The organism is Wolbachia endosymbiont (group A) of Ancistrocerus nigricornis (assembly GCF_947250785.1).
GTDB classification, from domain to species: domain Bacteria; phylum Pseudomonadota; class Alphaproteobacteria; order Rickettsiales; family Anaplasmataceae; genus Wolbachia; species Wolbachia pipientis.
Genome location: NZ_OX366348.1, coordinates 1114954 through 1139098 on the forward strand (window position 1 = coordinate 1114954; position 24145 = coordinate 1139098).

Below are 24145 nucleotides of genomic sequence, written 5' to 3' on the forward strand. Positions count from 1 at the left end.
ATAAAAGTATAAACTTAGAGGTATTAATTTTGTAATAACAATGCTAATAGATTACCGCAGTTTCAATAAGCATCACCAGAGGATTCTCTATATAATGCTTAAAGGCATTTAAAAACTTTGCTCCGAGTGCCCCATCAACTGCTCTATGGTCAACAGAGAGCGTTACTGTCATTATTTCTGCTATTTCTATTTTCTCATTCATAACAATTGGTTGTTTTTTAGATGCACCAACTGCCATAATGCAAGATTGCGGCGGATTGATTATAGCACTGAAGGCTTTTATACCAAACATCCCTAAGTTGGAGATAGTAAACCCTCCTCCTTGAAACTCTTCAGGTTTCAATTTTCCAGATCTTGCTCTGCTTACTAAATCTTTCACTTCTTTTGATATAGATAAAATACCCTTTTTATCAGCATTTTTTACTATAGGAGTAATTAGCCCATCTTCAAGTGCCACAGCGATTGAAATATCTATATTTGAATATCTCAGTATTTTATTATCTATCCACGAAGAATTTATATCAGGAAATTTTTTCATGCTGAAAGCTGCAGCTTTTATGATTAGATCATTAATTGTTACTTTATTGTTTTCATCTGCTGAATTAATCTCGTTTTTTAACGATATTAACTTATCAACCTGGCAATCTACAGTTAAATAAAAATGTGGAACATTCTGTTTTGATTCAGTCAGGCGCTGTGCTATCACTTGGCGCATGTTGCTTACTTCAACTATGGTATCTTTCTCAGGACTTTCAGTATGTATACCACTGCCTAAAAACTCCAACACATCAGCATTAATTATGCGACCATATGGTCCTGTACCTTTTAATTGCTGCACATTAACCCCTTCATTTTGAGCTATTTTCTTAGCTAATGGGCTTATTTTTGTTCTACCTTCTGCATAACCCTCTGTCATCTGAGTAGCTGACACTGGGATCCATTCTTCTTTTCTAGATCCCAGTGTCAAGCACTGGGATGACATTGAGGGGTTGGATTCCAGCGTCACGCGCTGGAATGACACCGAAGAATGACTTATTGGCTTTCCGTTTAAATCTTGGTGTTCTGATTTTTGATTATCAACAGCACTTTTTGTCACTTCCTTTTTAACTGCACTATTGATGGAAGTTGAAGTATAGTTGTTAAGTGCACTTTCATCTTCTCCTTCTTCCAGCATTAAAGCTATTGGTTGATTTACAGACACGCCACTTGTTCCTTCTGTTACTAAAATTTTTGCTATGACTCCTTCATCTATAGATTCAAACTCCATTATGGCTTTATCAGTCTCTATCTCAGCAATTACGTCGCCTACTTCAACTTTGTCTTGTTCTTTTTTATGCCACTTTACAATTTTTCCTCCAGTTTTGCTCATTGTCGGTGAAAGAGCAGGCATTAATATTTCTATAGGCATTGATTTTGCATTTAAAGATCTATTCAATTTTTAATTTACTCTTTATCTTATGTCAACCTAATCGTGAATTATGATGAATAAGTCTGTTACACTATCCCTCACGTTATCCCAGTGCGTGACACTGGGATCTTGGTTCAGTACTATTATCCTATTGTTTTTATTATTTAGCCATAGCTTGTTTGCTAACAACTTTGTTTCAACCAAATCAAATAAGATCAACATGAGAACGGGGCCAGGGTTTCACTATCCTGTAAAATGGATATACACTTGCAAAAATCTGCCCCTGAAAGTGATAGAAGAGTTTGAGAGTTGGAAAAAGGTCTGCGATATAGATGAAGACTGCGGATGGATAAAAGGCAATCTTCTTAGTGATAAGCGCTACGCGATTGTAAAAGAAGATACTTATGGATATCAAAAACAGAGTGTAGACAGCAAGATTACTATGAAAATAGACAAGTTTGTTGTGATGAAGATAGAAAAATGCAACGAAGAATGGTGCTTTCTTTCCACCCCAAAACGCAAAGCATGGGTACAAAAAAAACATATATATGGGGTTGATTAGGTTGACAAAAGATCTGAATTAACACTAGTTTCTGGGCCTTCTGTAGCATGCTCTTCAGATGAAGCAGAGGGTTCTTGAGGCTCTGGAGACTGTACAGGGCTATCACAGAAACTCCTTAACATCTCCTCAGCGGATGAATCTAAAATTTGTACAATAGACTTTTCACTCTGCTCTTTTAGCGATTGATCCACTCTAGAAATCAACTCAGAAAACTCGCTACCTGATTTTTCAGCTTCACTTTTTATTTTACTTTCTATGCTTGCAATATTACCTTGGTCAATTTCGTCTTTTGTTATGTTGAATGACTTTGCAACATCTTGATATCCAATCTTGCAATTTCCACAACCAATTATGCAAAAAGTAATAGAATCAGATATTTCGCTTGCAGCCCAATTATGTATAGTGTAAGCCAAATAATTGTCATGGTATTTAATGCTAAATTGTTGTTCTATTAACTCAGAAATTTTATTCTTTAGAGACATAAAGCACCCTCCTACATTCGTTATACCTTTTTGTTAAGATACAGCAATTACACCATTTACTACATGCTTTACTTTAATTAATTATTAAAACAAGAGCATCATTTCCAGAGCTATATCTTTTTACCTTGATAATTCTTTTTTGACTTCCTCTTTAATTATCCCACTTATATTCACGTTAAGATCCCCTACCCAAAAATCAGTCATAGTTTCAAGATCGTATAGATCCTCTATTACTTTTTTAATAGCAGCATTTATTTCTTCTTCGTCAAATTCCTTTATAATAGGTCTAATCTTCACATACCCTGGAGAGCCTTTACCATAAATTCCTTTGCTTTTATTAATGCAGCCACCTGCACCAGATCTACTGCTTCTCAAACCACTTCCACACTCTACTGTTTCATACTTGATTTCACCATTTTCTATATATGCTATTTGATTGTCTTGTGTAGACTTCAGTTTATCTGCCTTTACAATTTTCTCCTCTAGCTTTAAATCTTGCTTATGAATTACTGTTTCCTCATAACCCTTACCACCGTATGTTCTATACTCACCTCCACCTGCAACAGTAATCAGTTGCTGGCAATGTTGCTTCTGCGAATTGCACATTTCTATGAAAACAGGTCCCCCGTCCTTATCTGAGAAGTTACTTTCCTGGTTACCCCCTCCCTCTGTGACTTGCACCTTAATTATAGGATAATTAGGATCGATTTTCAGTTTAGCTTTAATATAATCTCCTGGCATCCCTACTCCGCTTTCAGTAGAATGGCATTTTTGATTGTCACAGCCACTACCTTGTATATGACCTGCTTCACCACTTCCCCACGCTTCTATTTTAATACGATCAAATTTTATTGATAAGTCATCTGTATAAACATCTTTATTTTTATGATCATAGGATTTTTCATTATTTTTTTCAAGATCTGGTTTCTTATTTTTCAGATGTTCCTTGATTATCTCTTTTAATTTTTCTTCTAAGAAACTCCTAAGAACCTTCTTCATCTATCGGCTCCTCTTTCATTAGTATATAACCAAATTCCTTTGCTTTTTTAGTCAAATTTTTGACTACTCTCTCTTTGTAGAGTGTTTCATAATAGTTCATTCCTTTTTCTACATATTCTTGTCCATATTTTAGCATATTATAAAAAATACATGCTAATTTCCTTGCTGTAGCAGTGATCGCTTTTGGTATCCCTAGTCGCTTCTTTAACCTCCTGCAGTATGCACCAAGTGCAGTGTTGCTTCTTGATACACAATGAGCAGCAAGTAGCAAGGCAGTTGCAGCACGATTAACAACTTTACGAGTTCTTGTTCCAATAATTTTCCCTCCTGTAATTTTATTAGCAGGACTTAATCCGAGTCAGGAAGAAAAATGCTTTTCTGTCCTCCATTTATTGTGATTTATACCTGTTTCTGAAATGATAGCCTGTATACTTAATACATCAAGTCCTGGAACTCTAGTAAAATCCATCCCCGTTATTCGATATAAATCTTCATCTACGGCAAAATCTGGACTATTCTTCTGTTTTCTCTTTCGTGTCTTATTCAATGCCCTGTTCTCATTCGACTTTGTTTCAAATGTTTTATAGTAATTTTCTATACTTTTATCACATCCCGTTATTTGCTCTTGAAAAAAAGTATATGCTGCATATTCTTGTTTTAGCACAAACAAGTGTTCCTCTCTATAATCACCAGCTAACGCTTTTGCTATAGTAGACTGATCATTTTTTATTCGTGCATCCCTGAATTTAGCCAATTTCTCAGGATCTCTTTCGCCTTCAATTATAGCTTCAATGATTTTCATACCAGTTATCCCAGTAATATGACTAATAACCTTGTGTAATTGAATATTCATTTGAATTAGCGCTTTTTGCATACGTTGAGTATGTTTAGCTGCATTTTCAATTAGATTAGCACGTTGTCTAAGAGGTTGTCCGGAAACAAGTAAAAGGCTATAATATCTGAAATTTTAGTACGGGGTAAAGATGAGAAAAAAGTATCCAACAGATCTAAGCGAAAGGGAATGGGCAAGAATAGAAAAACACTTCAGAGTATCATACAAGAAAGGAGGAAGGCCGCCAAAGTATAGCAAAAGAGAAATATTAGAAGCAATTTTCTATGTATTGCGTACAGGGTGTCAATGGCGGTATTTACCAAATGATTTTCCGCTATGGAAGACTGTGTATGAGCAGTTCAGGCAATGGAAGAAGCAGGGAATTTTTGAGAAAATGAATTATGAAATTACAAAATATAGTAGAAGAAAAATAGGAAGGAATGAGCAGCCGAGTGCCTGTATAGTAGATAGTCAATCTGTAAAGACTACAGAAAAGGGGGGATCAAAGGCTATGATGGAAGTAAAAAAGTAAAGGGTAGAAAAAGGCATATAATTACAGACACTCAGGGTTTTATACTAGGTTGTTACGTAGGCGCTGCTAACGAAAATGATAGAGATGGTATTAAAATAGCATTAAACAATATGAGAACAAAATATACTAAAGTTAAAAAAATGTGGGCTGACATGGGATACCAAGGAAGAAATTTAAAGAATCACATAAAGGAAGAATATGACATAGATATTGAAATTGTTAAAAGGCCTCCATGTAGATTTTGGGTGCACAAAGATACGCCACCTGAGCTACTACCAACAAGAGAACAAGGGTTTAAAGTACAGCCAAGAAGATGGGTTGTAGAAAGGACTTTTGCTTGGGTTAATAGGAATAGAAGGCTATCGAAGGAGTATGATTTACTCACAACATCCACTGAGAATTTCATATACCTAGCTATGAGTAGGGTTATGTTAAAGAGGGAATATGCTTGAATTTACTAGTTTCCGGACAACCTCTGATTATAAATTTCAAATTTTTTGATAATTTGAATTACGTAAAAATCTATGCAAAGTGGATACACCAAGCTAATCAGGATACATTTCAGAACGCAGAGATCATAATCCCTATACCGTTACATAAAATGCGCTTGTTTAAACGTAAATATAATCAAGCAGCACTGCTTGCAAAAGAATTGAGTAAGTTGTCCAATTTATCCTATACGCCATTTGCAATAAAACGCCTTCGCCATACTGCGCCTCAAGCTGGTCTTTCACTTAAACAGCGTGAAAAAAATTTAAAGAAGGCTTTTAAAACAAGCAACAAGAAAATTATCGAAAATAAAATCGTGATATTAGTTGATGATGTGGTAACAACCGGAGCAACTGTAAGATCTTGCTCTCAGGAAATTTTAAACTCCGGTGCAAAAGAAGTGAGAGTGCTATCACTTGCAAGAACGGTGAATGATTGGACCTCTTGCATAAAAAATTAGCAGTCAGTATCATCCAAGTAGCTTGACTACTTGGATCTATTTTTTTCTAGATTCCAGCGCCAGCGTCACGCACATAGCTGTACGAACATTGTTTGCCAAGGAGGGTGTCATCCCAGTGCTTGACACTGGGATGGCTTTGTTGCATCGCTCTTCGGATAGTAGGTAACGCACAATAAATTTATGAAGCTATCTCAAATTTAGCCATACCAATATCAGTGAACTTATTGAGCAAATAGCATTTAACAAGTAGTTCCTTCTCTCTATTTGTCTCAGATTTATTCCTAAAACTAAACCCGAATGTTTGTTTCAGTCGCGAGAAAAAACTTTCTATATAAGATCTTTTTCCATAACTCATCTCTTTTTTCCACTTCTTTATACTATCTTCATCATATGACTTTATGAGCTTGACTGCAGAATTTCTCTCAGCCATATAGTCTAACTTTGGATGCTCTGCTGCGTTGTTTTTCGGAGGAATTTTCGTTTTTATACCATATTGATTACACAGCTTATAGAGCTTTTCTCTGTCATATGCCCTATCTGCATATAGTACTTTTATGACATACTGAAAATCGACTTCTTTTAGCAAATCACAAGCTCCATAGTGATCAGAGTAGACACCGTTACTGTATTTTACAGCTATGGCTTTTTTGCTGTTTGTATTCAACATTACATGCAATTTTCTTGTCTGTTCATAGCTGCGATACTTTCTATCTTCGCTATTTTCTTTGCTATGACCAGGAGTGTTGTTGTATATACTAATTCCTGTACTGTCTATAGCAATTTCGATATCTTCCATATTATTTTTATCAATTCTGCAATCATTGATCTTAATATTGAGTTTCTTAAACCTTCTTGATGATTGTGAATAGCTGATAACTTGCAAATTTTTCCCAATTTGCTCAAGGTATCCTGCTATAAACCCAACTGTTTGCCTCAGGCCTATTCTAAATAAACAAGTTATTATGTGCACCAAAATTACAACTTTATCGCTATAAATATTGTTGCCACCTGGTATTTTTGGACCATTCTCGTACCACTTTTCTATGGCTTCGTTGATATAATGAAAAATATTTCCTCTTTTTTCTAGAAATTTGTTATATTCGCTATGGTTACTGACCCTCATTTTTTGTGGCATATTTTTTCTCTCAAGGTTAAATGGCTATTTTATAATGAATTTTGTCAGTAGCCACCAGATTTTTTCAGTTGCTATGCAACAAAGCCATCCCAGTGTCAAGCACTGGGATGACAAGAAGAGGGTACTTGGATAAGAGGCATTGCCCTCCTGGTAGGCCCAAATTGCAATGTCCGTACAGTTATGGATTCATTCGCGGTATAGATTCCGCTAATGAGTAGCGGAATGACGAATTTGTTGTTTTTCAAATTGTAGGTAAACCTAAGCCACTTTAGCTATATATAATAGAATTTCGCTTTCTACTATCTTTCCAGTTGTTTTATACATAATTCTCGAATTTTGAAAATTTGCTCCATATCTAATTTCTCACTTGTATAAAATTTGTTTTCTTACTTCGAGACCTAATCTACCACAACTTTTATATGGCGTTTCTTTCCTGCAGATAATTTTATAAATGGCTGATCTTTAAAGCTTTCGAAATTTATTACATGATCAATATTGTTTACAACATTATCATTAATCTTGCATCCGTTGCCCTGTATTAAACGCTTTGCAGCGCCTTTTGAAGGTTCAAAACCGGTGTCATGTAGTAGGTCTACTAAGGATATGCCGCTTGCAACTTGTTCTTTTTTTATGATGTAATCAGGAAGTAGTGAGCTATCTTCATTCTCAAAAGCAGAAATTGCAGCAAATTGTGCAAGTTCCGCTTCTTTGTCACCATGACATATTTTTGTCACTTCTGTTGCCAAGACCTTTTTTGCTTCATTTATTTCTTGATCCTTTAAAGACTCTAATTTTCTAATCTCATCAATTGGCACATCAGTGAGCAATCTTAAAAAACGTCCAACATCTTGATCATCAACGTTGCGAAAATATTGCCAGTAGTCGTAAGGCTTTAGCATATTATCATCAAGCCACACTGCTCCACTTTCAGTTTTGCCCATTTTTTTTCCTTGTGCATTTAATAAAAGAGGCATGGTAAGGCCAAATAGCTCAGGTAAATTCAACTTTTTTCCAAGTTCAATTCCGTTTACTATATTTCCCCACTGGTCTGACCCTCCAATCTGCAGACGACAATCATATTTTTTGTTTAATTCAATAAAGTCGTAAGCTTGCAATAGCATGTAATTAAATTCTAGAAAGCTTAAGGTTTGCTCTCTATCCAGCCTGGTTTTCACACTATCAAAACTTAGCATACGATTTACAGAAAAATAAGCTCCTATATCACGCAAAAAATCTATGTATTTTATGTTATCCAACCAATCTGCGTTATTTACTATCATTGCACCAGTCTTGCTGTCATTAAAAGACACCATTTTCTCTAATATTCTCCTTATACTGGATGTATTTTGATTGATGTTCTCTACAGGCAAGATGCTTCTTGCTTTATCTTTGAAGGATGGGTCACCAATTTTTGTTGTGCCACCTCCAAGTAAGACTATCGGCTTATAACCAAATTTTTGTAGGTGACAGAGCATCATAATCTGAATTAGGTGACCAGCATGAAGACTTGGTGCTGTGCAATCAAACCCAATGTATGCAACTATATAATTGCTCTGCAATAATAATTGATCTAGTCCTTCAATGTTTGTGCATTGGTATAGGTACCCTCTTTCTTGGATGAAATTTAAAAATTCAGATGCGTGTTTCATTTTATAAACCCCAGTCTATCCTATCATTAATGCCGAAGGTAACCCTAATAGAGAAGCCAGTGCCCAGACACTGGAACTTAATTATAAACAAGCACACTATACAACGTTTCCGATGAAATTGCATGAAAAACTGGATTCCAGTGTCAGCTACTTTCATGACACCACTACCTGTGCAGGAGTTGCCTTCAAAATTACAACGTTTGTGCAGTTGTGCACCAGCTATCCAGGCAATCAGTTCCATAACTCTTCTATTTTATAATACTCCCTTACTTCCGGCCTGAATATGTGAACCATTATGCCTTGAAAATTCAAAACTACCCAATTGCCTTCATCCATACCTTCTACATCTATTTTATCATGTGGCTTGAGGCTTTTTATTACGTGCTCAGCTAAAGCTTTAACGTGACGGCTTGAATTACCAGATGCAATAATCATATATTTTGCAATAACGGTTTTATTCTGCACATCAAAAGTTACTATATCATGACCTTTATTTTGATCTATTATCTCTTCAATTGTACTTCTTATCGATTCCATATCGCTAAGCATTGTTTACAGGTTATATGATTCATTTATAATTATATACTCAAAATTTCTAAATATGAACTATTTTCAACGCAACTACTTGTTAAAGGTATTACCTGCATCTATTTTATCATCATGTTTTTAGCATGTACAATGTATATACTTTTTATATAATTGAAAATAGCTTTTTACTAGTATTCATTATGGGCAAGACTCTCATCTACTTAATCGGCTTTCCAGGCAGTGGTAAGTTTACTACTGCAAAGGAACTGTGTAAAATCATTGGTGCAGTAATAGTAAGCAATAATCTATTCAATAATATTATATTTGATATTGTTAAATTACAAAACGCTGAAGTTCCAGATGACCTATGGGAAAAAATTTTTGCAGTTAGGGAAAATGTATTAGCAATACTGGAAAAACACTACGTAAAATCAAAACATTATATATTTACAAATGAATTGATAGAGGGTGATCCCTATGACCAAAGATTATATAACTCAGTGGTAAATTTAAGTAAAAAAATGGACATGGAAATTTTTTCTGTAGTATTACATTGTAATAATGAAAAACTAGTAAGACGTGTCCAATCAGAAGAGAGATATCAGGAAAATAAAATTACTGATCCGGATTTTGCTATAAAGAAAATTGAAGGGAAAAGGCTATTTATACCTGAGGGTTCGCTTGAAATTGATAACTCGAACTTGAGTGCAAAGGAAGTTGCAAAGAAAATTGTTGAAGAGATGAAGAAAGAAAAAAATGGAAAATTAATTAAAACTTCTGTAACAAATCATTTAAAAACAGAGCGTACTCGTGGTTGAGCAGAAAGATAAGTACCGTCCTTGTGTTGGCATAATGCTATTTAACAGACAAGGACATGCCTTTATTGGAAAACGCTTTGATAGCGATTCTTACTGGCAGATGCCACAAGGAGGTGTTGATGATGGTGAGGAACTGGAACAAGCAGCGTTACGTGAGTTGCTAGAGGAGGTTGGTACTAATAAAGTAAAGGTTATAACTAAAAGCAAGGATTGGATATACTACAACTTGCCTGAAGAAGTTATACCAATATGCTGGAATGGAAAATATTCTGGTCAAAAGCAAAGGTGGTTCTTAATGAAGTTTTGCGGAGAGGATGAGGACATTGATATTAATTATACTGGTCATCCAGAGTTCAAAGAGTGGCGTTGGCAAGGTATAGATAGTTTAGTAGCCAGTGCTATATCATTTAAAAAAGAAGTTTATAAAACAGTGATAGAAGAGTTTTCTTCTATAATAAAAGCCTCAACAATAAGCTCATGATAGTAGATTCTCATTGCCACTTGATTTATTTTTCTGACGATGAAATACCAAAAGTAATTTCAAGGGCAGAGCAAAATGGTGTAAAGGTTTTGCATAACATATGCGTAAGCATTGACGATGTTCCTAAGTTATTAAAAATTTCTTCATCCTATGATCAGGTCTACTCCTCTGTTGGTATACATCCGCTTGATGCTGCTATAGAAAACGGTGAGTGTATACATGTTGATGAATTAGTTGAATTTACCAAGAACCAAAAGGTAATTAGTATCGGTGAAACCGGGTTAGATTTTTATAAATCTGACAACAAAGACAATCAGAAAAAAAGTTTTGCATTACATATAGAAGCGTCAAGAATAACTGGACTACCTTTAGTTATTCACACAAGAAGCGCTGATAATGAGATGATCGATATGTTAAGGTCAGAAATGAAAGCCGGTGCTTTTAGTGGAGTAATGCACTGCTTTGCTTCCTCTAAAGAACTTGCTTATCAATCTATAGATTTGGGGTTATATATTTCATTTTCTGGAATTATTACTTTTAAAAATGCGAGCTTACTCAGAGAAATTGCACAAAATGTACCACGCGAGCGTGTTTTAGTCGAAACTGATGCACCATATCTATCACCTGAGCCTTATAGGGGAAAAAAGAATGAACCAGCAATGGTGAAATACGTTGTTGATTGTTTGGCAGAGTTGTGGAATGAGTCACCAGAACAAGTAGCGAAGGTAACCACAAGCAACTTTTTTAGGCTGTTTGAGCTATAAAGAAGCTCTATAAAACCATTAATTTGCTTATGAACCTAAAGATTTCACCAGCTCTCTCACCGAGTTTACAGACTTATTAAACATTTCTTGTTCACTATCATTCATTTTAACTTCTAGGATCTTTTCAATTCCGTTTTTTCCAATAATTACAGGAACACCAATAAACAACTCTTCTACACCATATTCACCATTAAGGTAAGCAGCACATGGTAATATGCGCCTCTTATCTTTTAAATATGATTCTAACATGCATATAGCTGAAGATGCAGGAGCGTAGTATGCAGATCCAGACTTAAGCAGATCAACTATTTCTTTACCGCCATTGCGAGTGCGTTCAACTATTTCATCGACTTTTTTCTGTGTGATAAGACCCATATCGATAATTTGAGTAAGTGGAACTCCAGCAACTGAAGCACAATTGATTAGTGGTACCATAGTGTCGCCATGTCCTCCAAGCACAAAAGCAGATATATCTTCAACTGAGATATTTAACTCACTTGCAAGAAAGTAACGAAAACGGGAAGAATCAAGCACTCCTGCCATGCCAACAATCATATTAGTTGGAAGGTTTGAAAATTTATGCACCACTGAAACCATGGCATCCAAAGGGTTGGTAACCACTATTACAAACGCGTTTGGAGAATATTTTTTAATATTTTCGCCAACCTCCTTCATTACTTTAGCATTGGTTTGCAGGAGGTCATCCCTGCTCATTCCAGGTTTTCTAGCGATGCCAGCGGTTATTATAATTGCATCGGAGTTTTTTATATCTTCATACCTATTTGTGCCAGTAATATTGACATTAAATCCATCAATAGGGGATGATTCTGCTATGTCGAGTGTTTTACCTTGTGGTATTCCATCACTAATATCAAGTAAAACAACATCACCGAGTTCCCTTAGTGCAATCATATGGGTGAGAGTTCCACCGATATTTCCTGCACCGATTAAAGATATTTTTTTTCTTTGTACTGTCATTTTCTACTCCTTTGTATTTACTTTTATGGTTTTACCTTCCCAAGGCGATAAGCTATCAAACATACGAAAATCTTGCGGTAAATCTATAGGATTATACACAACCTTTTTTGTCTCTATATCATATCTTACTTCCTCATAACCAGTGAGAGGGAAATCTTTTAACATTGGATGACCTTTGAATCCATAGTCTGTTAGAATCCTACGCAAATCAGGGTGATCAGAAAACTCTATTCCATACATATCAAACACTTCACGCTCAAACCACAAAGCCGTACTAAATATCTTCGCTACACTTGGAGGCATGTCGCTTTCACATAACTGAAGCTTTATGTGTACTCTAATATTATGCACAATGCTGAGCAGATTGTATATTAGCTCGAAACGCTTCTCTCTATTTGGATAGTCAACCCCAAAAATATCAACTAATAGTTCAAACCTACACTTTTCATCATCACGTAGAAAGAATAGGTACTTTTCAATTTCATCTAAAGTTGAATATATTACAATAATGCCATCATCTTTTTGAATGCACTCGCATTTGGTCTTTTTTTGTATATACTTTGCAGTTTTATCCATTCCGAGTCCGTTTTATTTTGTTTTGTAGGCATAGCATTCCATATAGCAACGCCTCAGCGGTTGGTGGGCATCCAGGGACATACACGTCAACTGGCACAATTCTATCACAGCCTCGGACTACTGAATAAGAGTAATGGTAATAACCACCACCATTTGCACAACTTCCCATGGAAATAACATACTTCGGGTCTGCCATTTGATCATAAACCTTGCGCAATGCTGCTGCCATTTTATTAGTTAGTGTGCCAGCAACAATCATCACATCTGATTGACGTGGGCTTGCACGAAACATTATACCATATCTATCAAGATCATAACGGCTGGATGCAGTATGCATCATCTCAACTGCGCAACATGCAAGACCAAATGTCATTGGCCACAATGAACCAGACCTTGCCCAATTCATTACATAATCTGTTAAATCACCAAATTTAGTGACAAGAAACCCTTCTTTTTTATAACGACCCCAGTCATCATTAGATAGAATTTGATTTGTCATAAACTACTCCCACTCTAATGCACCTTTACACCATTCATAGATAAAACCTATAGTGAGTATTGCAAGAAATACCATCATAGACCAAAATCCACCATAGCTTATCTTAGATAAAGAAACAGCCCAAGGAAAAAGAAAAGCAATTTCTAAGTCAAATATTATAAATAATATTGAAACTAGGTAAAATTTAATGTCAAAATTTTTCCTTGCACTGGATAGTGGATTGAAGCCACACTCATATGTGGAAAGCTTTTCACCATCTGGCTTACTCACTGCAAGAAACATAGGCAATATACCTAAAGCAAAAGATACTACAATTGATACGCAGATAAAGATTACTATGGTTAAATATTCGCTCATTTAACAAAACATATAACACTATGAGTTTACATGCTTTCCTAACTTTTTACCACCTAAAATATGCACGTGAAAGTGTGGTACAACCTGCTCTCCATTTTCACCGTAGTTAGTGACTAATCTATATCCTGTTTTTTCTAGATTATATTTGTGTGCTATCTCTCTTACAGTTTTGAAGAAATCCGCTATTTCCTCTTCAGGAGCTTTTAGAATGAAATCATCATATGAAATATATTGATTTTTTGATATAACTAAAATATGAACTGGTGCGTCAGGGTACTTATCATGAAAAGCTAGTACATTTTCATTTTCATGTACCTTCTCACAAGGTAACTCACCTCTTAATATTTGAGCAAAGATGTTATCGCTATCATAAACTTCATTGCTCATATTTTAAGAGCGACCTTTCCCTCTTTCTTCGTTTTTCTCTACATTAGGTGTAGATAGTGGTTTTATCGCTTCACCAGAAGCATCTTCAAGATTTAAAGAGCTTACAAGTTCCCTTACTTTTACCATGTCCTGCTGTTCTTTCAAAAAGGGTTCTATTCCACTTACCCTTTTTCCAGTAATAACTCCTGGTTGTAAGTGATACATATCCCCAGGAACAGTTAGACTATGATGTCTTTCCTCTATTTTTTTAGCTTCACTCATAATACTCCCCTATAACTTATTTTTGCATTCCACAACTTTGCGACTTACCTGCTTTTATAGCTTCTTGCGCCCATTTTTTCTCACCTGAAGCTATAGTTTCTGAAGGCTGACCAACATCAGACTTCACAACTTTTTCTGATGACTGCTTTTGATTATCATATTCCTTATACAATTTTTCTGCAATACCATACAGCAATTTTAAGTCTGTGTGAACTTTAAATTCTCCACCAGTAATTTTTGCTAGATCTTTAAGGTTACCGTCAACTTTTTGTTTAATTTCTTCAATAGCAAGCTTTTTTATCTCCTCTGGACTCTTTCCTTTATAGTCAGTTTTAATGTCTTCAATTATTTTTTTAACATCAACTTCAATTACAATTTTATTTTCTTCTCTATGTATAGTGATGTTTGAATACTCACTTTTTAGTGCTTTTATTTTATTCAATTGTTCATCATTCAAATAAGGTATATCTCCCGTCAGAGTTCTTGACACTAAAAAACTTACCTTTCCTATCCCTTTCTTTTGCTCTGTTATTTGTACACCAAGATCCTTACTAGCCTGTGTGGTTTCTATAGGTGGATCATATTCCCTTTCTTCTTCAGGTACATCTATACCAACAGCTTTCTTTAACGAAACTGTAGCATCATGTTTCATTTCACCCGTTGAAGCAAACGGCTTCTTTATAGGGTAAATAAGTGCTTTAGGCACAAGAGCAAACACCCGACCTGTAGCTTCTACACCTGTTTTAAATGCTCCGCCTATCTTAGCCCAAATAGATTCTGCCATACATACCTCCAAGGTAGTTTCTATAACTAAATACATTTTAATTATAGACGAAAAAATTTAAACTTCTATATCCATTATAAGATAGAATTATAGGGATTGCAACCATTATTTGCACATTGTCTAAAACATGTAGTATTTTCGCTACTTTTATTGTTCAATTTATTATAAAGAATACTCTAAATTATGTTTAAATGGAACACAAATAATATCATTGATGCAACTGGCGGAAGAGACGTAAATGGTTGTAATTGGATACATAGCTCAAATATTTCAACGGACACAAGAAGCATAAAAAAAGGTGATTTATTTATTGCCCTCAAGGGAAAGAATTTTGATGGCCATAATTTTTTGCATGAAGCGTTTTTAAAAGGGGCTGTCGCTGCAATAGTGAGTGAGGGTAAATATAAAAGTTTCCCTCTCATGATTGTACAAGATACCCTGAAAGCTTTGCACGATATGGCATCATACTACATTAGAAATGTTCTTATTGATGCTAAAGTTATTGCAGTTACAGGCAGTGTCGGGAAAACCACTACAAAGGATATGCTGCATACTGTTTTATCGCAATATGGAGTGTCCCATGCAAACGAAGGTAACTTAAATAATAATATAGGATTGCCTTTGACAATTCTGAAAGCTCCAAAAAACTGCCAGTACTTAATTCTTGAAATGGGAATGAATAAAGCTGGTGAAATAAAAGAATTATCAAAAATTAGTAATCCGAATATTGCAGTTATTACCAACATCGAACCTGCACATACTGAAAATTTTTCATCACTATTTGACGTTGCACAAGCGAAGTTAGAAATTCTGTATGGTATGAAAAATAACGGTACTTTGGTTTTAAGCAGAGATAATAAATATTATGATTATCTCTCATCACACGCCAATAGAAATGTAATAAGCTTCGGTAAAGATAAAAATGCTGAAGTTTGTTTACTAAACTTAATAAGAAACGATGAATCTTCTGTCATTTCAGCACTATCTTCTGTCATCCCAGTGCTTGACTACTTGGATCCAGGAAGTTCAATTGCAAATGAGCATATCAGACGGTTGTATAATAAAGACTGGATTCCAGCGTCACGCGCTGGAATGACATCAAACCGAGTTGCTAATAGATTAAGTTTAAAAATCAGGCTGAGTGATAATCAAATTATAAACTGTAATTTACGTGTACAAGGTGAGCATTTTGCTTATTCGCTACTTGCTGTTGCAGCAGTTGTGCAAAGCCTCGGACTTGATTTATCAAAATTACCACTTGCACTTAAGAATTTTAGTGTAGCGAAAGGTAGAGGCAATATTCATAAGGTCAAATGCAATAAAAAATATATACATTTAATTGATGACTCCTATAACGCCAGCCCTGCTTCGATGAAAACTGCAATAAAAACTTTGAGTACATATTCTAATCAGAGAAAAGTAGCTTTGCTTGGTGATATGTTGGAACTTGGTGATGAAAGCATAGAGTTTCATACAGATTTGGTTAAGATTATCACAGAAAATAATATAGATAAAGTTTATACAGTTGGTAAATTTATGTTAGAATTGCATGAGCTTTTGCCAGATAATATAAGAGGCACGCATTTTAATGATTCTAATCAATTGAAAAGTGATTTAGCTAACATTATTCAGAATAATGACGCAATTCTAGTTAAAGGCTCACGAGGAATGAAAATGGATCTTATTGTACGGGAATTCGTAATAAAATATTAAGCGAAATCATTGTATTAATTTACAGTAACAAATTATTAGGAACTTTAATTGTGACAAAACGTGTAATTATTTTTGGTGGAACGGGGTTTATAGGGAAACACATCGTAAGACGCTTGGCAGCAGAAGGATATTTAATAAAGATATTCACTCGTAATCAGGAAAAAGCTGCTTGTTTAAAATTGTGTGGCAATTTAGGACAAATATCAATATTTAAAGGCGATTTTTTTGATGAAAAATCAGTTCTGGATGGTATGGAAGAATTTGATGTAGCTATAAACTTAGTGGGAATATTATATGAAGCAAAAAAGCACGATTTTTACGCTGTTCACGTTAAAATAGCTGAAAGGATAGCAAAAGCTGCAAAAATGAAAAATGTACCTATGATGATACATTTTTCTGCTATGGGAATAGAAAATAGCAAGTTGTCAAAATATGCCAAAAGTAAATTGGAAGGTGAAAAAGCTGTAACTTCAGCATTTCAAAAAGCAATAATAATTAGGCCAAGCCTTGTATTTGGTAAAGAAGACAACTTCTTTAATAAATTTGCAAGATTAGCAACTATTCTTCCTTTCTTACCACTAATTGGCAATGGAACAACTAAATTTCAGCCAATATGTGTAACAGACTTAGCTGAAGTGGTATATCGTATTATCAGTTTTAATAAGCAAGACAAGAAAATTTATAACATGGGTGGACCAAAGGTTTACTCTTTCAAAAGCTTATTGAAGTTTATTCTGAATGTTACTAACAGAAAGTGTTTGTTGATCAATGTATCTTTTCCAATGGCAAAGTTAATAGCTTTCTTTTTAGAAAATAAAATTATTTCTATGCTGCTAAAACCAATAACCGGAGATACGAACCCTATGCTTACTCAAGATCAGGTGAAAGTTATGATGAATAGTTCAATCGAAAAGTCAGTTGACCTTGAAACAATGAAGGTTCGACCATTAGCAATTGAAAATGTGGTGCCAGAGTACTTGAAGATTTATAGAAAGTATTGATAAAAGAGTGTGCCCGGTGGGATTCGAACCTACGACCCACAGCTTAGAAGGCTGTTGCTCTATCCAGCTGAGCTACGGGCACACAACATATATAAAATGCTTCTTAGTACAAGTGAAGTCAAGTACTTCGTGTGAATATGATGTTTATCTTGCGACACCTTGTCATTGCAGTTGTGTGTCGCGCGCTGCCAAAATTGGATGCGAGAAGTCTATTTATTTTAGAAAATATTATATAGAAACTTACTTGACACCCTTCGCCAGCGCCCTTATCATGATAGTGAAGCTATTGTATTTGCTTTCGCCAATCTGCAGATTAAAAGGTAAGGATTACTTAATGTATCGGCGTCTTATGTTTAATTTTTTGCAGTACATAGATACTGTATGTCTTTACAAAACTTCATCTACATCTAGATTTTTATCTAAATAAGCTGAACGCGCTTATAAAGCGTTACAAGACATCAAAAAATGCCAATACTCGACAGAGATAGTAAAAGACTAGCTAACTCGGGGATTCTTTGTCTTTTTTTCTGCTTAGTAAACTTCTTAAACATTTGCAGCGTAAGTTAGTTGCAATTAAAAGCAGCTTAATCTTGCTTGTCAAGCGTTTAAAACATAAAAAACGCCAATATTTTAAAGCGGATAATAACCCCAGGGCTTCTTTTGCCTTTTTTTTCATTTGGTAAATTTCTTAACGTTTGTAGCTAAACGACAACCGTCATCCCGCTACGTGTTAGCGGCTAAGAGATACCGCGGCGGTATGACGGTGTAGATGATGGTTAAGTAATTCGTCATCCCGCTGCTTGTTAGCGGGATCTATGTTAAGGTATAGTAGGGGGATCTATGTTAAGAGATACCGCGAATGAATCGCGGTATGACGGTGTAGATGATGGTTAAGTAATTCGTCATCCCGCTGCTTGTTAGCGGGATCTATGTTAAGAGATACCGCGAATGAATCGCGGTATGACGGTTAAGTAGGGTGTCATTCCAGTGCTCCTTTTTTTGTCATCCCAGCGTCACGCGTTGGTTTCAACATTATATCATGAACTTTCTAAAATTCATTGAACTGTGCTTTCAAACGGTAGTGCCGGGGTGTGAGTATAACGATTATCAGTATATAAAAGTCATAGCAGACAGGCTGGAAGCAGCGAGCGCTGGTGAAGTGAAACGAATAATATTCAATATGCCTCCGCGCTCGATGAAGTCCATGTGCATAAGCGTTGCGTGGCCCGCATGGATACTGGGAAACCAACCAACTGCGAGAATAATAGTTGCAAGTTATTCTCAGCGGCTCAGCGAAAAGCACTCGCTCGACACCAGGTGCGTGATGCAGTCTAGTTGGTATAGAGCGCTATTTCCAGAGATAGAACTATCCAAAGACCAGAATACCAAATATAAATTTCAAACAGTGCAGAGAGGATACAGAATCGCAACATCAGTTGGTGGAACACTAACTGGTGAAGGTGGTGATTTTATCATTGTGGACGATCCGCTCAGTTCTGCTCAAGCTTTGAGTGAAACGCTTAGAAAGCGTGCCACAAACTTGTTTGATCAGACTTTAGTAACCAGGCTGAACGATAGAAAAAAAGGAGTCATCGTTCTTGTAATGCACAGGCTACACCAGGAGGACTTAACTGGACACCTTCTCTCCAAGCCAAAAAACATATGGCATCATATTTGTTTGCCAATGATTTCTGAAAATAAGCAGGTTATTTATTCAATCAAAAAGCCAATACCTCCCGTTCCTATCATCCGAGTAGCTCAGCACTGTGCGACCAGGCGATTATATAATAAACCAGCGTCACCTGTAAGGATATTATATTCAAGAGAAGAAGGTCAGTTGTTATATCCCCTCGATGGAGGAAAAGAAGAAGTTGAGATAATAAAAGCTGAACTTGGGAGTTACGCTTTTGCTGCGCAATATCAACAAAACCCTCTGCCGCTTTCAAGTGGTATAGTCAAACGAGAGTGGCTAAAGCGCTATAAAAATGTTCCTGATAATCTCTCGCATGTAACACAAAGTTGGGATACTGCGGTTTCAACAAGCGACATGAGCAACTTTAGTGTCTGCACCACCTGGGCAAAAATAGATAATAAATTCTATTTACTTGATGTATATCGCGCAAAGCTTGAGTATCCAAAGCTTAAAGAACAAGTTTTATCACTAGCTGCAAGATGGTCACCACACGCGATTTTGATCGAAGCCAAAACAAGTGGTCAGCAATTAGCACAAGAGCTGAAGGCAAACAGTCATTTGCCCATTATCGAAATAGTGCCACATGATGGTAAGCTCACTCGATTCCACCGGATTGCTCCGATGATAGAGTCTGGCAGGATTATTTTGCCGCATCAAGCAGTATGGCTAAATGATTTTGAGTATGAAATTTTAATGTTTCCTGAAACTCGACACGATGATCAAGTAGATAGTACCGTGCAATATCTCCAGTGGGTGAGAAACAGTACCTCCAGGGTTGCAGCTATACGAGCATTGTGATTTGAATCCACTAGGGATGACACCCTCTTGGATGGAGACCAGTGTCAGCTACTTTCATGACACCCTGACAACCGTCATCCCGCTACGTGTTAGCGGGATCTATGCTAAAAGATACCACGGCGGTATGACGTAGAACTGCTGCTTGTTAGCTGATGAGATACCGCGAATGAATCGCGGTATGACGGTTCGCGGCAGCATGACGGTAAGCTCGTCATCCCACTACTTGTTAGCGGGATCTCTTGTTAGCGGATGAGATACCGCGAATGAATCGCGGTATGACGTAGGACTGCTGTCATTCCAGTGTCAGCTACTTTCATGACACCGTCTACTTTGTAAAATTCACAAGAACCATTAAAATATTTTTTTACTTTTCATTGTATATTTCTCAACATATTATCTTTAAGTACTAAAATAATTAACAATATGGCATTATTAATAGTTGAATCACCTGCGAAAGCAAAGACAATAGGTAAATATTTGAGTAAAGAGTTCAAAGTAGCTGCATCCTTTGGACATGTGAGGGATCTTCCAGCAAAAAACGGTTCTGTCGATCCGGATAATGATTTTGCTATAAAGTATGAAACCATTGAAAAAGCAGAAAAGTATATAAAAGAGCTAGTAAAAGCCGCAAGCAAAACATCAGATATATATCTTGCAACAGACCCAGACAGAGAAGGGGAAGCAATGGCTTGGCATGTGATAGAGACATTAAAAGAAAAGAAAGCAATCAGTAATGAAAACAACATTTATAGAGTAGTCTTTAATGAGATAACAAAAAGAGCAGTACAAGAAGCAATAAAAAATCCACGTGAAATTAATATGGATTTAGTGCGTGCACAACAAGCACGTAGAGCTTTGGATTATCTAGTTGGATTTAGTTTGTCACCACTGCTGTGGACAAAATTGTCGGGAAGCAAGTCTGCAGGGCGAGTGCAGTCTGTTGCATTAAAGATTATATGCGAACGAGAAGATGAAATTAGTAAATTTATAACACAGGAGTATTGGAGCATAAAAGCAGAAATGCAAAATAGCAAAGATGAGGCTTTTTTTGCTATGCTAAGCCACTATGACAATAAAAAGCTAGAAAAATTTGATATTAAGAATGAAGAAGAAGCAAAGAACTTAGTCAGGGAGATTGAATCAAGGCAATATGCTGTAAGCACAGTAGAACGCAAGCAAGTTAAGAGAAACCCGCTTCCTCCGTTTATTACTTCAAGTCTTCAGCAAGATGCAGTGAATAAACTGTATTTTAATGTGAAAAGTGTTATGCGCATAGCGCAAAATTTATATGAAGGTATCGATATTGGTGGTGAAACTGTAGGGTTGATAACTTACATGCGTACAGATGGGTTTCATATTGCAGATGAGGCTATAAACTCAATTAGAGGGTCAATTAAGTCATTATATGGTGATAAATATTTACCGCAGTCTCCTCGTAAATATGTAAAAAAGGTCAAAAATGCTCAAGAAGCACATGAAGCAATTCGTCCAACTGATATCAATAGAACGCCGGGTAGTATTAAGGATTACTTAACGCCAGAGCAATTTAAATTGTATGATTTAATCTGGAAAAGGACCATTGCAAGTCAAATGGAGTCGGCGATTCTTGATCAAGTGGTAGTCGAAATTAGTTCTACTGACCAGAAAGTAATTCTGCGAGCAAGTGGATCAAGTATATTCTTTGATGGTTTTTATAGAGTCTACCAAGATAACATAGAAGCCGAAAATGAAGGCCTGCTACCTGCCATGAAGGAAGGGGAAGCGTGTAAGCTGATTTCAGTTGAGCCAAAACAACATTTCACTCAACCGCCACCTCGTTATAGTGAAGCAAGTATCGTAAAAAAAATGGAAGAAATCGGTATAGGTCGACCATCAACTTATGCAACAATTATTTCGGTATTACAAGATCGTGAGTACGTTTCATTGGATAGCAAAAGGTTTATTCCAAGCAGCCGCGGTAAAATCGTTACTATATTTTTAGAAACTTTTTTTCAGCGTTGTGTAGAGTATGATTTCACAGCACAAATGGAAGAGAAGCTTGATTTAATTTCAAATGGACATGCAGATTGGAAAAAAGAATTAGGCCACTTTTGGGTGCCATTTTTTGGTCATGTAAACTCTGTCAAGCAAATGACGCATGATGAAGTTTTCAGCGGCATTCACGATTTGGTAATCGATTGGTTTTGTTCAGAAGAAGGAAGAAAAGAGGTGAATACGAAATGCCCTGCTTGCTTAGGTGGCATATTGAAATTGAACTTTGGAAAAGCCGGGGTGTTCCTTGGATGTTCTAACTATCCTGAATGCAACCATACAAAAGAAATTACAGGTAGTAACGACAATTCAGAATATCCAAAAAGTTTAGGTATAGATGATATAACAAACCAAGAAGTGATGATCAAAAAGGGTCCTTTTGGACTTTATCTGGAGTTTAATAACGAGTTAAAAAAGAAAAAAACGGTTTCCATACCAAAAGATATAAATGTTAATGAGATTGATCTGAGCACCGCTACTCAGTTACTTTCCTTGCCAAAAGTAATCGGAGAACACCCTGAAACCGGAAAGGAAGTAAAAATAGGCCTTGGACGATTTGGGTACTATATTTTCTATGATGGTAAATACTTTTCTCTTAAGAAAAGCTCCAAAGAGGTGCTGAATACAGAATTGAGCGAAGTTGTACAAATTATTGCAAACAGTCCACGCAAAGAGTTAAAATCTCTCGGGGTTAATGAAAAGGGAAAAGAAGTTTTTATCTGCAACGGTAGGTACGGATTCTATATAAAATGCGGTAAAACAAACGTTGCTTTGGGCAAGAGTGCAGATATTGAGAGTATAGATCTGGAGAAGGCTTTAGAGTTGATTAAGGGTAAGAAGTAGACTTCTTGCATAACCATTATCTACGTTAAAAATCAGCTTTTTTGTCATTCCAGCGTGTGACGCTGGAATCTAGAAAAAAAGAACCTGGATGCCAGTGTCTGGGCACTGGCATGACACCCTTTCTGGTAGAGGTTGCTCTCAAATCACAACGTGCATACAACTGCAGCAGTATGATGTTTTATTTATTATAGCTATAACACTGAAGTTTACAATCAGAACAAACCACTTGGCCACGTGGAACTGATTTCAGTTTATCAGTTGAAACTTGATTTGAGCAGAATATGCATTTTATTGTGTTGCTTGGAGTAAGTGAGTTATCAACAGCAATTCTATCATCAAAAACAAAACATTCTCCTTTCCAATTACCATTTTTATTATAAGTTTTTTCAAGGTAAGAAAGAATGCCGCCTTTAAGATGGTAAACATCACTAAATCCAAGGCTTTTCATATATGCTGTAGATTTTTCGCATCTAATCCCACCAGTGCAGTACATAGCCACTTTCAGGTCTTTACTCTCAGAAAATGACTCTGTCCACTGAGGAAACTCACGGAAACATTGTGTGTGTGGATTAATTGCATCCTTAAACTTGCCTAATTTCACTTCATACTCGTTTCGTGTATCTATTACTAAAACGTCAGGTTGAGAAGTAAAATCATCCCAATGCTCTGGATCAACATATTTACCCTTAAGGGAAATATCAAGATTGCTTACACCAAGATTCACAATCTCTCTTTTTAATTTTACCTTCATCTTGCTAAATGGTTGATATTCTGCTGCACTCTCTTTCCATGTAAGGTCCCTTAGCCTATAATCAGAACGTAGAAAATCGAATATTTTATCAATTGCGTTTCTTTCACCAGATATTGTTGCATTAACACCCTCTTCTGCAAGGAGTATAGTGCCCTTTAACTCAACGTTGTTGCATGCAGCTTTTATTTCGTCTTTCATGTCATAATAATTAGAGAGTTCTACAAAGTGATAGAAAGTTGCAATGACGAAGCTCATGATTATTCACTTATCAACTAAAAACATGATATACAAAATTATAAAGATATTCAATAGTACGGCTGTTAATTACTGGATA

At 36.0% G+C, this 24145-nt stretch carries 25 protein-coding genes, 1 tRNA gene and 3 pseudogenes; 11 read left to right on the forward strand and 18 right to left on the reverse strand.

What is annotated here, in order from left to right:
- Positions 1-43: 43 nt before the first annotated feature.
- On the reverse strand, positions 44-1408 hold the full coding sequence (locus tag OOK90_RS05630) for a pyruvate dehydrogenase complex dihydrolipoamide acetyltransferase (RefSeq protein WP_264706184.1): 1365 nt from the start codon (positions 1406-1408) through the stop codon (positions 44-46).
- Positions 1409-1478: 70 nt separating this feature from the next.
- Here OOK90_RS05630 and OOK90_RS05635 point away from each other — a divergent pair, with 70 nt between their 5' ends.
- On the forward strand, positions 1479-1970 hold the full coding sequence (locus OOK90_RS05635) for an SH3 domain-containing protein (protein ID WP_007551030.1): 492 nt from the start codon (positions 1479-1481) through the stop codon (positions 1968-1970).
- On the opposite strand, the gene OOK90_RS05640 is transcribed toward OOK90_RS05635, so the two are convergent.
- From OOK90_RS05640 to OOK90_RS05650, 3 genes and pseudogenes are all read right to left on the reverse strand, one after another.
- Complete coding sequence (locus OOK90_RS05640) at positions 1967-2452, reverse strand: WBM0748 family T4SS-associated protein (RefSeq protein ID WP_264705853.1); 486 nt, start codon at positions 2450-2452, stop codon at positions 1967-1969. The two genes, OOK90_RS05635 and OOK90_RS05640, sit on opposite strands and share 4 nt — an antisense overlap.
- 120 nt (positions 2453-2572) lie before the next feature.
- A complete protein-coding gene (locus tag OOK90_RS05645) occupies positions 2573-3451 on the reverse strand; it encodes a hypothetical protein (RefSeq protein WP_264705854.1) in 879 nt (292 codons plus the stop codon).
- A pseudogene (locus tag OOK90_RS05650) lies at positions 3435-4376 on the reverse strand (transposase); the annotation flags it as partial. The pseudogene OOK90_RS05650 and the gene OOK90_RS05645, both read right to left, overlap by 17 nt.
- Before the next feature lie 58 nt (positions 4377-4434).
- On the opposite strand from OOK90_RS05650, the pseudogene OOK90_RS05655 reads away from it, so the two are divergent.
- Positions 4435-5267 (forward strand): annotated as a pseudogene (locus OOK90_RS05655) (IS5 family transposase).
- Positions 5268-5290: 23 nt separating this feature from the next.
- Positions 5291-5764, forward strand: a pseudogene (locus OOK90_RS05660) (ComF family protein); the annotation flags it as partial.
- A 36-nt stretch (positions 5765-5800) separates the two neighbouring features.
- Here the strand turns inward: OOK90_RS05660 and OOK90_RS05665 are convergent.
- On the reverse strand, positions 5801-5935 hold the full coding sequence (locus tag OOK90_RS05665) for a hypothetical protein (RefSeq protein ID WP_256437791.1): 135 nt from the start codon (positions 5933-5935) through the stop codon (positions 5801-5803).
- A 7-nt stretch (positions 5936-5942) separates the two neighbouring features.
- Positions 5943-6899: an IS5 family transposase gene (locus OOK90_RS05670; RefSeq protein ID WP_209472359.1), complete on the reverse strand. Its 957-nt coding sequence runs from the start codon at positions 6897-6899 to the stop codon at positions 5943-5945.
- 41 nt (positions 6900-6940) lie between these two features.
- Here OOK90_RS05670 and OOK90_RS05675 point away from each other — a divergent pair, with 41 nt between their 5' ends.
- Positions 6941-7117 (forward strand): hypothetical protein, encoded by a 177-nt coding sequence (locus tag OOK90_RS05675; protein WP_264705856.1) that lies wholly within the window; start codon positions 6941-6943, stop codon positions 7115-7117.
- Between the two features lie 180 nt (positions 7118-7297).
- Here the strand turns inward: OOK90_RS05675 and tyrS are convergent, their stop codons facing one another.
- Genes tyrS through rsfS form a run of 3 tightly spaced genes read right to left on the reverse strand, consistent with a single transcriptional unit; the run spans position 7298 to position 9097 of the window.
- Positions 7298-8548 (reverse strand): tyrosine--tRNA ligase, encoded by a 1251-nt coding sequence (tyrS, locus tag OOK90_RS05680; protein ID WP_007548582.1) that lies wholly within the window; start codon positions 8546-8548, stop codon positions 7298-7300.
- Position 8549: 1 nt separating this feature from the next.
- Positions 8550-8789 (reverse strand): hypothetical protein, encoded by a 240-nt coding sequence (locus tag OOK90_RS05685; protein ID WP_010963049.1) that lies wholly within the window; start codon positions 8787-8789, stop codon positions 8550-8552.
- On the reverse strand, positions 8780-9097 hold the full coding sequence (gene rsfS, locus OOK90_RS05690; protein ID WP_264705857.1) for a ribosome silencing factor: 318 nt from the start codon (positions 9095-9097) through the stop codon (positions 8780-8782). Before rsfS ends, OOK90_RS05685 begins: the two co-directional genes overlap by 10 nt.
- 179 nt (positions 9098-9276) lie before the next feature.
- Here rsfS and OOK90_RS05695 point away from each other — a divergent pair, with 179 nt between their 5' ends.
- Genes OOK90_RS05695 through OOK90_RS05705 form a run of 3 tightly spaced genes read left to right on the forward strand, consistent with a single transcriptional unit; the run spans position 9277 to position 11139 of the window.
- Positions 9277-9894, forward strand: coding sequence for an AAA family ATPase (locus OOK90_RS05695; RefSeq protein ID WP_022626414.1), 618 nt, complete (start codon positions 9277-9279; stop codon positions 9892-9894).
- A gap of 34 nt (positions 9895-9928) precedes the next feature.
- Positions 9929-10375 carry an RNA pyrophosphohydrolase gene (locus OOK90_RS05700; protein ID WP_007548581.1) on the forward strand — a complete coding sequence of 149 codons (447 nt, stop codon included), beginning with the start codon at positions 9929-9931 and terminating at the stop codon, positions 10373-10375.
- Positions 10372-11139, forward strand: coding sequence for a TatD family hydrolase (locus OOK90_RS05705; RefSeq protein WP_010082353.1), 768 nt, complete (start codon positions 10372-10374; stop codon positions 11137-11139). Before OOK90_RS05700 ends, OOK90_RS05705 begins: the two co-directional genes overlap by 4 nt.
- A gap of 27 nt (positions 11140-11166) precedes the next feature.
- On the opposite strand, the gene mdh is transcribed toward OOK90_RS05705, so the two are convergent.
- From mdh to OOK90_RS05740, 7 genes are read right to left on the reverse strand one after another with little or no spacing between them, the layout of a single operon-like run.
- A complete protein-coding gene (gene mdh, locus OOK90_RS05710; RefSeq protein WP_209472522.1) occupies positions 11167-12117 on the reverse strand; it encodes a malate dehydrogenase in 951 nt (316 codons plus the stop codon).
- 3 nt (positions 12118-12120) lie between these two features.
- Positions 12121-12693, reverse strand: a complete 573-nt coding sequence (locus OOK90_RS05715; RefSeq protein WP_006279573.1) for an NADH-quinone oxidoreductase subunit C — start codon at positions 12691-12693, stop codon at positions 12121-12123.
- Positions 12686-13192 carry a NuoB/complex I 20 kDa subunit family protein gene (locus OOK90_RS05720; RefSeq protein ID WP_006279574.1) on the reverse strand — a complete coding sequence of 169 codons (507 nt, stop codon included), beginning with the start codon at positions 13190-13192 and terminating at the stop codon, positions 12686-12688. The genes OOK90_RS05715 and OOK90_RS05720 overlap by 8 nt, the downstream gene beginning before the upstream one ends.
- Positions 13193-13195: 3 nt before the next feature.
- A complete protein-coding gene (locus OOK90_RS05725) occupies positions 13196-13549 on the reverse strand; it encodes an NADH-quinone oxidoreductase subunit A (RefSeq protein WP_006279576.1) in 354 nt (117 codons plus the stop codon).
- Between the two features lie 18 nt (positions 13550-13567).
- Entirely contained in the window at positions 13568-13936 is a 369-nt protein-coding gene (locus tag OOK90_RS05730; protein ID WP_010082356.1) for an HIT domain-containing protein, read from the reverse strand.
- Between the two features lie 3 nt (positions 13937-13939).
- Entirely contained in the window at positions 13940-14197 is a 258-nt protein-coding gene (locus OOK90_RS05735) for a hypothetical protein (protein WP_006279579.1), read from the reverse strand.
- A gap of 16 nt (positions 14198-14213) precedes the next feature.
- Positions 14214-14981 (reverse strand): hypothetical protein, encoded by a 768-nt coding sequence (locus OOK90_RS05740; protein WP_264705858.1) that lies wholly within the window; start codon positions 14979-14981, stop codon positions 14214-14216.
- A 183-nt stretch (positions 14982-15164) separates the two neighbouring features.
- Between OOK90_RS05740 and OOK90_RS05745 the strand changes: the two genes are divergently transcribed.
- A complete protein-coding gene (locus OOK90_RS05745; RefSeq protein ID WP_264329492.1) occupies positions 15165-16694 on the forward strand; it encodes a UDP-N-acetylmuramoyl-tripeptide--D-alanyl-D-alanine ligase in 1530 nt (509 codons plus the stop codon).
- Positions 16695-16744: 50 nt separating this feature from the next.
- Positions 16745-17695 carry a complex I NDUFA9 subunit family protein gene (locus tag OOK90_RS05750; RefSeq protein ID WP_264705859.1) on the forward strand — a complete coding sequence of 317 codons (951 nt, stop codon included), beginning with the start codon at positions 16745-16747 and terminating at the stop codon, positions 17693-17695.
- Positions 17696-17703: 8 nt separating this feature from the next.
- Here OOK90_RS05750 and OOK90_RS05755 read toward each other — a convergent pair.
- Positions 17704-17777 (reverse strand) — tRNA-Arg (locus OOK90_RS05755).
- A 957-nt stretch (positions 17778-18734) separates the two neighbouring features.
- Between OOK90_RS05755 and terL the strand changes: the two genes are divergently transcribed.
- Complete coding sequence (gene terL / locus OOK90_RS05760) at positions 18735-20186, forward strand: phage terminase large subunit (protein ID WP_264705860.1); 1452 nt, start codon at positions 18735-18737, stop codon at positions 20184-20186.
- Positions 20187-20609: 423 nt separating this feature from the next.
- Positions 20610-23060 (forward strand): type I DNA topoisomerase, encoded by a 2451-nt coding sequence (gene topA, locus OOK90_RS05765; protein WP_209472532.1) that lies wholly within the window; start codon positions 20610-20612, stop codon positions 23058-23060.
- Between the two features lie 178 nt (positions 23061-23238).
- Here the strand turns inward: topA and trhO are convergent, their stop codons facing one another.
- Positions 23239-24066: an oxygen-dependent tRNA uridine(34) hydroxylase TrhO gene (gene trhO / locus OOK90_RS05770; protein ID WP_264705861.1), complete on the reverse strand. Its 828-nt coding sequence runs from the start codon at positions 24064-24066 to the stop codon at positions 23239-23241.
- Positions 24067-24145 lie beyond the last annotated feature (79 nt).

What these genes read in the sequence shown, in the direction of transcription:
- OOK90_RS05735 (WP_006279579.1), bottom strand. Translation starts at nt 14,197, where the DNA reads ATGAGTGAAGCTAAAAAAATAGAGGAAAGACATCATAGTCTAACTGTT.
- OOK90_RS05630 (WP_264706184.1), bottom strand. Translation starts at nt 1,408, where the DNA reads ATGCCTATAGAAATATTAATGCCTGCTCTTTCACCGACAATGAGCAAA.
- terL (WP_264705860.1), top strand. Translation starts at nt 18,735, where the DNA reads ATGAACTTTCTAAAATTCATTGAACTGTGCTTTCAAACGGTAGTGCCG.
- mdh (WP_209472522.1), bottom strand. Translation starts at nt 12,117, where the DNA reads ATGACAGTACAAAGAAAAAAAATATCTTTAATCGGTGCAGGAAATATC.
- OOK90_RS05725 (WP_006279576.1), bottom strand. Translation starts at nt 13,549, where the DNA reads ATGAGCGAATATTTAACCATAGTAATCTTTATCTGCGTATCAATTGTA.
- OOK90_RS05700 (WP_007548581.1), top strand. Translation starts at nt 9,929, where the DNA reads ATGCTATTTAACAGACAAGGACATGCCTTTATTGGAAAACGCTTTGAT.
- OOK90_RS05740 (WP_264705858.1), bottom strand. Translation starts at nt 14,981, where the DNA reads ATGGCAGAATCTATTTGGGCTAAGATAGGCGGAGCATTTAAAACAGGT.
- trhO (WP_264705861.1), bottom strand. Translation starts at nt 24,066, where the DNA reads ATGAGCTTCGTCATTGCAACTTTCTATCACTTTGTAGAACTCTCTAAT.
- rsfS (WP_264705857.1), bottom strand. Translation starts at nt 9,097, where the DNA reads ATGCTTAGCGATATGGAATCGATAAGAAGTACAATTGAAGAGATAATA.
- OOK90_RS05730 (WP_010082356.1), bottom strand. Translation starts at nt 13,936, where the DNA reads ATGAGCAATGAAGTTTATGATAGCGATAACATCTTTGCTCAAATATTA.
- OOK90_RS05645 (WP_264705854.1), bottom strand. Translation starts at nt 3,451, where the DNA reads ATGAAGAAGGTTCTTAGGAGTTTCTTAGAAGAAAAATTAAAAGAGATA.
- OOK90_RS05720 (WP_006279574.1), bottom strand. Translation starts at nt 13,192, where the DNA reads ATGACAAATCAAATTCTATCTAATGATGACTGGGGTCGTTATAAAAAA.
- OOK90_RS05635 (WP_007551030.1), top strand. Translation starts at nt 1,479, where the DNA reads ATGATGAATAAGTCTGTTACACTATCCCTCACGTTATCCCAGTGCGTG.
- OOK90_RS05685 (WP_010963049.1), bottom strand. Translation starts at nt 8,789, where the DNA reads ATGGAACTGATTGCCTGGATAGCTGGTGCACAACTGCACAAACGTTGT.
- topA (WP_209472532.1), top strand. Translation starts at nt 20,610, where the DNA reads ATGGCATTATTAATAGTTGAATCACCTGCGAAAGCAAAGACAATAGGT.
- tyrS (WP_007548582.1), bottom strand. Translation starts at nt 8,548, where the DNA reads ATGAAACACGCATCTGAATTTTTAAATTTCATCCAAGAAAGAGGGTAC.
- OOK90_RS05705 (WP_010082353.1), top strand. Translation starts at nt 10,372, where the DNA reads ATGATAGTAGATTCTCATTGCCACTTGATTTATTTTTCTGACGATGAA.
- OOK90_RS05715 (WP_006279573.1), bottom strand. Translation starts at nt 12,693, where the DNA reads ATGGATAAAACTGCAAAGTATATACAAAAAAAGACCAAATGCGAGTGC.
- OOK90_RS05695 (WP_022626414.1), top strand. Translation starts at nt 9,277, where the DNA reads ATGGGCAAGACTCTCATCTACTTAATCGGCTTTCCAGGCAGTGGTAAG.
- OOK90_RS05745 (WP_264329492.1), top strand. Translation starts at nt 15,165, where the DNA reads ATGTTTAAATGGAACACAAATAATATCATTGATGCAACTGGCGGAAGA.
- OOK90_RS05640 (WP_264705853.1), bottom strand. Translation starts at nt 2,452, where the DNA reads ATGTCTCTAAAGAATAAAATTTCTGAGTTAATAGAACAACAATTTAGC.
- OOK90_RS05670 (WP_209472359.1), bottom strand. Translation starts at nt 6,899, where the DNA reads ATGCCACAAAAAATGAGGGTCAGTAACCATAGCGAATATAACAAATTT.